Below are 7,860 nucleotides of genomic sequence, written 5' to 3'. Positions count from 1 at the left end.
TGAAATGCTGGAATCTCTGATAAGAACGACTGTTTTTCCGGAAGGAACTGAAAAGCCCCCGCTTCCAACCGATAAAGTACTTGTAACATAAACTTCAAGCGTTCCTCCGTCAGAAAGGTTTGCTATTTTTGTATTCAAATCAGAAAGACTTGACACGATTTCTACAATCTCTCCGGAAGAACTTATTCTGTATGATGTATTACTCAATGTAAATTTTGTGTAACTTGAAGAAGTGCTTCCTGTAAGCACGCTTTTTCCAACAGTGTAATCATTCGTGGTCAAAAGAATCTTTGATGAACTTGAAATCTCGCTCGTTATGTTTACTGAAATACTGGTTGCAAGGTAGATGTCATTTTTGCCAACACTGCCGCCAGTTGGAATTGAAACGGATGAACCTACAGAGGGGCTTACAGCTGCATATATTGCTCCGCCCGTGCTGTTTGCCGTTGTATTTGAGCTGATTGTGCCTCCTGTGAAAGTACAGGCTTTATTAGCATAAATTCCGCCTCCACCGTAACCGATGCTCGCTGTTGTTGCAGTACATGAATTAGAGCTGATTGTGCCGCCGGACATAGTCATGGTTGGACTGTTGTAGCTTCCTAAATAAATTGCACCACCAGCCTTTGTTGCTGTGTTATAGCTGATAGTTCCGCCTGTTATGTTAAGGGTACCTGCAGTAAGGTAGATTCCAGCTCCTTCACCGGCAGTGTTTGCTTCTGAGGCTGAAGTTCCTCCGATTGTTCCGCCGGAAATGGTAAGTGTATTTGAGGCACCGTTAAAGCAGATTCCACCACCTGCGTTTGCTCCGGCACTGTTTTTCTGAATGGTTCCGCCGCTGATTTTAAGGTTTGAAGATACTGCCATGATACCGGCACCGCCTTCACCTGCAGTGTTTGAACTAATCGTGCCGCCTTTAATCTCAATCTTGTCTGTGTTTCCTAATGAACTGACATAGATTCCGCCTCCAGCTGCTGAAGCAGAGTTTCCGCTGATTGTTCCGTCTTCTATTGTTATAGCAGCAGATGATTCTCCGTATACTCCGCCGCCTTTTTCAGCTTCATTGTGAGAAATTAATCCGCCCTGCATTGTGAAAATTGCTGAACTGCCGTAATTTCCAACTCCACCGCCAAGTGCTGCAGAGCCGCTGGCTTTATTGGCATTGCTGGCAGTGCTTCCGCCGATTGTGCCGCCTGTCATGGTGAAGGTTTTAGTGTTGTACACACCACCACCTGCAGAAGAAGCTCCTGTCACTTCATTAGCACTGATTGTGCCGCCAGAGAGTGTGAGAGTTCCCTTATTATAGATTCCGCCTCCGTCACCAGATGCTGAATTACCTGTAATCAGACTTCCTTCACCGAGTGTTACATCTGCTCCGGCTGCGATGTTCAATCCGCCGCCGTTTTCTGAAATTCCGCCTGTGATTTTCAATTTTCTGATTGTGACAGGAACTGTTGTGCTTACTGTAAGAACTGTTCCTGCGCTGTTTCCGTTTAAAATATCCGTGCTGTTTCCGGTTAAACCTGAAACTGTAATTGATTGTGCCTTTCCGTTTACAGAAGAAGAAATTTCGTTTATGCCCGTAAGTGTTCCGTTTACAAAAATTCTGTAGTCATTTGAAGGAGAGCCGGTTACGGCAATTGCAGAAAGTGCCTGATTAAGACTTTCAAACGGCTCGTAAGGACTTCCATTTCCGCTTGAAGATGCTGTTCCCACAGAAGTGTTTCCAATATAGAAAGTTGAGCGGGCAAAAGAAGTTATGAGTGCCTGCGTGAGTTCAAGTTTTCCGTTTGAAATAAGCGAAGCAGAAGATGAAGCTGAATTTTTCCAGTAATTGGTTTCCATGCCGGAAAGAACTGAGATATTCTGAACAGTTGAATATAAAAGAATGTCTAATGAACTGTAAAAATTTAGCGTAACTTCGTAAGTTCCGGAAGGAACAGAACTGCCTGTAATGTAAGTCTGTGATGTTCTAATATTGTTTGTCCAGCCTGAATCTGCACAGGAAGAAGTTACCTTTGTAACAGTGTCAGAAACATTCATGGATAAAGAGACAGAGCCTGTTCCGCCGGAAGAAGCCTGTAATACAAAGGTGTGAAGAATAACCGGATCATCTTCTGTGAGTGCAACAGAATAACTGTCGTTTAAAATGACAGTATCGCTTGAATTTTTAATTCCGATTTCTACATTCCATGTTTTTCCGGAAGCAAGCGGGAGTGCAAAAGTGCCTTCCGTTACAGTAAAGGTTCCGCTTTTAGAATCGCCTGAAACTGTATCACCGGAATCTGGAGTTGCAAGAAGATAATAATATGCACCGTCCGGGACAGAAGGAATTGCAGCCCTGCTTTCAGTTTCTGCAGAAGATTCAAGGCTGTCAATAACTGCCTGAGGAAAAGCTCCCTGTGCAGAAACTGTTCCGTTTAAAATAACAGTTGTTCCGGTTTTTGAAGAAGATTCTGAAGTAAAGGCGGCTGATGAAGAATCAGTAAGATTTTCGCAAGAAGCAAAAATAAAGAGCTGCAAAAGAAAAGCAAATGCGATTTTAATAATTTTTCCATACTTTTTCATATTTTTCTTCCCCCTTATTCACTCACTGCCGTAAAATTCCATTCTGCATCGTGGCTTAAACCAAGATATTCTGCACAGACTTTGAGCGTGTAGGTTTCTTCAAAGCTTAAAGCCGGAACTGTAATGCTTATTCCGGTTTCTGTTTTTGTTACGGAGCAGTCACAGACCTTTGTTCCGCTGCAGTAAAGAGATGAAGTCCAGGTAATGTTACTGCTGATTTCTGAATAAGATACTGTTTCACTGTTTCTTGTAACTGCCGGAGTTAAAGTAAATGCAGAAGCTGCACCGGTATTAACAGTGAAATTACTTGTTCTATTCTGTGAATCATTAAGGGTAAAGCTGAAACTGTAATCCTGCGGTGTGTAGAGAGTGCCTGAACTTACAGCAAAGGCTGCTTCTCCGGAACCGTCTGTGGTAACTGCAAATTCAGTTTCAGTTATAAAGACTGCTCCCGGCTTAGCTTCCGTTCCAGAAGAACTGAAGCCTTCTGTAAATGTAACTGCTCTTCCTGAAGAAGGCTTTGTGCTGTCAGTAAACGGCATGTAAATACCGATTTTGCTTCCTTCAAGACTTTGTGTGACAGAAAGTGTCTTTCCTTCCGGAAGGTAAACATTTCTTGCAGTACCGTCTGAAAGAGTGTTTTTTGTAATTATGTTTGTTCCTTTGATGTTTATTGTACCGCCGCTTCCCATTGTAACGGCACCAAGCTCAGATGTATTTCCGGTTACAGTGCAGTTTTTAAGCGTGAGAGGATTGTTTACAGCCTTTATGATGTAGCCTTCTGTTCCACTTGACGTGTTTGAAGTTATGGTAACATTTTCCATTGTGAATGGACTTAATGCAACATAGACGATTCCCTTACGGTCTGCAGTTGAAGTACAGTCCGAAATTGTCCCGCCTTTCATTACTGTATTTCCGTTTACATAGACAGCACTTGCATTGAGATCTGAACTGTTTTCGATAAGGCCGCCTTTAAGGCTGATGTTTTCAAGTGTAAGAGTTGCCGGATTCGACAGACTTACAATCATAACGCTGCCTTTTTGCTGCGCGTCGATTGTTCTTGTTCCGCCATAACCAATAATACTTATTGAGTTTGAAATAGCAGGAATGTTTACGAATGTACCGCTATTGCTTGAAAAGTTATAGTCAGACGGCGGAGTTAAATCGCTCATAACATAAACAGTGCAGCTTGAGTCGCTTTCATACTGACTGTATGTAATTCCGTCTGTGAACATATCTATTGCATAGTTTATTGTTCTGTAGCTTTCAGTTTTTGAACCTGAGTAGTCTGAACGGTCTGTACCGCTTTCACTTACATAGAAAACTGCAGGCTGTTTAACAGAAACGCCTGTTACAGAAACACTTTCACCAGAAATATAGTAATTTTTACTTGATGTGGCAGTAATTTTATATTTTCCTTTAGGAACGCTTATGTCAGCGGTATTTAATGAATTTCCTGTCAAAGATGAAGAAGAACCGCCGTTAAATACATTATTGCCGTTTACCTCTTCAACAGTGTAATTGATTGTAACATTTCCGCCGCTAAAAGTTTCGTCCGTACACATTCCGTCATGGCTTATGTGGAGTGTATAGCGGAATGAATCTTCATCAGCATCATAAGCCGTGTCTGCTGTTTCACGGATTTCAGCAGATTTAAGCTGACTGGCGTTGTTTGAAATGACCATTGTACTTGTAAGGCCGTCATCATCTTCAATTGTGATTGTGCAGGTTTTTGTATCTGTTGTAACCGGCCAGCCTGTGTCGTAGTAAAGGGCAGTGTATCCGGAAGGACATTTTGATGCATTAAAACTGAATGCAGATGATTCTTCAGAAAGAGGATACATTGAAGAAACAGAAGTTGAAAAATCAGGATCAGAATCTGAAATTACCCAGTTTCCGTCTTCGTCTTTAGAAGCTGAAGTGTAAATCTGACCGTCTTTTGTGTATTTTTTTACGCCGTTTATGTAAACAGTGTGGGTGTCTTCTTTGTGAAGTGCCATTACAGAACTGCCTGTATCCGGCATATAAAAACATACGATGTAAGTTGCTCCGTCACTTTCTGAAGAACGCTGGAAACAGACTCCCTGAACTGAAGGAGGCGCTGAATTTGCATGAAATGAAACAGGGTATGAAGCAAAACTTCTGCCGCTTTTTGGCTCTGTGATTGTAATATAGCCGGAAATATCTTTTTTGCCGGCGTTGCTTTCATCAATTGAATATAAAAAGTCTTTGGAAAAATTTAATTTTCCTGAATAAGTGTCAGTGCTTTGAGTAAATGTGTATACAGTGTATCCGGCTGCTGTAAGTTCCTGAGCTTTTGCACTGACTTCCGGACTGTTGAATTCATAGGCGAAATTTAATTTGTACTGCTGTGGATTTCTGAGTATGAAAGTGACTTCTGCATTTCCTGAAGAGGATACGCAGAGAATCCCTGCAGGTGTTTCTGTTCCCTGTGGAAGAGTTTCCTGTTCAATAGCTGCAGAGTTTGTGTATTCTTCAAAAAAGTGTTTTACAGGTTCATCAAATGTAGGCGAAAAAAGTTCCCCACAGGAAGAAAAAAGCATGGAAGCAAGTGATATTGTGATGAAGACTTTCAACCGGTTAAAAAAAATCATCATAGCCCACCTCGTTAGAACTGCCAGCCTGCACCAAGTGAAGGCTGAAGTGTTCCCATTGTTATGTCTTTGTTCAGTGTATAGATATAATCTGCACTGACTTCCGTATATAAGCGTTTATTAATATAGATTTGAGCAGCAAGTCCCCCGATTAAAGACGTGCTCAGTGTGTTGAGCGCAAGTGAATCAATGTTGTTCGGGAAGTGGAACATAAAGTTGTTAAAATATGTTACACCAGGACCGCCATGAAGTTCAAGAATAACTCGGCGCCTTAAGACAGGTTTCTGATAAATTAAAAGAGCATGAGCCTGAATAATGTTTCCGTCGATTGAGTAGGTGCCGAAATCAGCTGATGCATGAGAATAAGTTCCCCGTAATCCAAGACCCACATATCCCCAGTGATATTTAAACGGCATTACAGAAAGCTTTCCCTGTGCACTTAAAGGAAATTTATTGGTTTCAAGATAATATTTGATTGTGTTGTCGTGAAGAATTACCGGGAAGGTGTAGCCGCCTTCAATGTCTATATCAAGCCATTTTTTAAATTTTACAGTGAACTTAGATGAATTGTTTTCTTCTGAATGTAAGCCGGAAGCATCTGTTGCAATAAGAAAATATTCGCCTACAGGAAGAGTTTTCATGTCGAACTGGAAAGTAATTTTCCTGTTGTTTTCTGAGTGTGAAAGAATTTTATCTGCTTTTACGCTTCGCCTGCCGTTTTTAAGTGCATAGTCGGTAAATGTAAGGCTTTTTCCTGTTTCATCCGGCATAAAAAGATTGCGGCCGTCAACTTCGATGATTCCGTTGTTGTCTAAGTCATCAAGATAAATCGTGCTTCTCATGTAAAGCGGATAGCTTACACTGCGCACTTCCGGGCGGTAAGCACGCCTGACAATAAATTCGTCCTGACTTGTAAAATCTTCTTCGAGCAGACCGAGAATATTGTACACTTTGATTGTAGAACGGTACTCTCCCGGCGGAAGAATCGGATTAATATAGATAAGGCAGGCTTCGCTTTCTTCTTCTGTTGTTTCATGGAAATAATAGGGGAGAAAGTCATTTGTTTTTTCATCAAATCTGTCTATTATGATTTCGTATTTTAAAACATCTCCCGCACTGCTCCAGCTGAACGGCTGTTTAAGTTCGTTTGTTTCTTCAGTTTCTTCCTGAACGGGAGACTCTGCTGTTTCCTGTGAAAAAACTGTAAACATTACAAAAAAAGCAGATACAAAGGCAAAATATTTTTTACTGACCATACAATGCCCCTGTATTTTTACGTTTTCCGCCGTTTGCGTTTAAAGTGTAGTCAATCGTGAACATTCCTTCGGCCGGATTTCCGTCAATCAGAACTTCTTTTTTGTCATCGGTCATGCGTACGGCACGGAGTTTCCATGCAAAATCACCTTTTAAAAGCTTCTGAAGATCTTCAAATTTAAATTTTGTTATATTCACATCAGAAATAACCTGCCTGTGTATTACTTTTCCTTTCTTAAATATTTCAAGAATATAGCTGTCTGCTCTGTTAACTTTTTCCCAGTAAAAGACAATGTAAGGCGTTTTTTTAAGATAATCTGCATTGAAAAGACTGCCGCCTTCAGTGCGGGCGTTTTTTGGAGCTGCAAACGGAGGAATTTCTTCAACTTTGAAAGTAAAGCTTTGAGTAGCAGAAATATCAAGTTCATCTTCAGTAAAGGCTTTTACAGTCCATTCATAATCGCCTGAAGAAAGCTGCTGAAAAACCTGTTTGTATGAATTCTGGTCAAAAATTTTTTCGCCTGGTTCAATTCCATTTTTTTTGGTGAGAATAAGTTGTGCACTTGAACAATTTTCTGATGAAGCCCACTGTAATTCTGTCGGATTTTCAATTGCTTCCCAGCCGCCGTAAACTTTTCCATTTTGTGGTGAAATAAGAGTTACGGGGCGGATTTTTCGAAGTGTAAAATTTGCTCTGGAAAGAAGAGAACTTCTGCGCGAAGAAAGGGCGGTTTCATAAGCATAGGACTGAATTTCCCAGCGGTAATTTCCCTCAGGGAATTTTTCCACATCAATGTCGACGCTTGTTCCGTTTATGAAATTTTCATCGTACAATGGTGTTTCACCGTCCTGTCTGTAAAGCTTTACACGGTAATAGTCTGCGCCTTCTTCTTCTTTCCATGCAAAGGTACACGGTTCGGTCGGACGGACTACGGCTTTTCTTGAGTTTGCCGGATATTCGATTTTCGGAAAATCAAGTTCTCCAACGACACAAAGTTTTTTTGCCGGTGTTGCGCGCTTGAAGTTCTCCTCCTTAGTTGTAATACGCCAATAATACTCTCCAATATCAAGGCCTGCTCCGGAAAATGATGTTCCGTTTGTTTCAGAGTCAAAAATGATTTGATTAAAATCCCTGTCTGCTGCAATCTGAAGATACTGCATGAACGAAAGATTTGTTTTCCATGTAAATCGGGTGTCGCTTAAAAGCGGCAGCCATACTTCGTAATTATCCGGCGGAAAGACCGTTCTCTGCTCAATTTCACCGTTAATTGCATAAAACCGGCGGGTTACTGCCTTTGCAGATTCGTTTCCTTCGCTGTCAGTTTGCGTAACCGACCAGAAATATTCACCGTCGTTAAGTTTTTTGAGTTCGGAAGAAGAAAGACTGATGAAATTTTCGTTTGTTTCGTGAGAAATAACCGGCTTA

General features: G+C 41.2%; 4 protein-coding genes. All 4 read right to left on the bottom strand.

What is annotated here, in order from left to right; translation table 11 throughout:
• Positions 1-2,565, bottom strand: a 2,565-nt coding sequence (locus tag ACKI5B_RS05070; protein ID WP_407426468.1) for a beta strand repeat-containing protein, incomplete at its 3' end; no start/stop codon positions are given.
• 14 nt (positions 2,566-2,579) lie between these two features.
• Positions 2,580-5,183, bottom strand: coding sequence for a right-handed parallel beta-helix repeat-containing protein (locus tag ACKI5B_RS05065; RefSeq protein WP_407426466.1), 2,604 nt, complete (start codon positions 5,181-5,183; stop codon positions 2,580-2,582).
• 11 nt (positions 5,184-5,194) lie between these two features.
• Positions 5,195-6,436 carry a hypothetical protein gene (locus ACKI5B_RS05060; RefSeq protein ID WP_407426464.1) on the bottom strand — a complete coding sequence of 414 codons (1,242 nt, stop codon included), beginning with the start codon at positions 6,434-6,436 and terminating at the stop codon, positions 5,195-5,197.
• On the bottom strand, positions 6,426-7,860 hold a 1,435-nt coding region (locus tag ACKI5B_RS05055), incomplete at its 5' end, for a hypothetical protein (protein ID WP_407426462.1). The genes ACKI5B_RS05060 and ACKI5B_RS05055, both read right to left, overlap by 11 nt.

The sequence above is a fragment of the Treponema sp. genome, assembly GCF_045657965.1.
GTDB lineage: Bacteria > Spirochaetota > Spirochaetia > Treponematales > Treponemataceae > Treponema_D.
Note: the sequence above shows the minus strand (reverse complement) of the source record. Positions and strands in the feature narration are given on the sequence as shown.

Coding starts and splice junctions, on each gene's coding strand:
- ACKI5B_RS05065 (WP_407426466.1), bottom strand. CDS start 5,183: ATGATGATTTTTTTTAACCGGTTGAAAGTCTTCATCACAATATCACTT.
- ACKI5B_RS05060 (WP_407426464.1), bottom strand. CDS start 6,436: ATGGTCAGTAAAAAATATTTTGCCTTTGTATCTGCTTTTTTTGTAATG.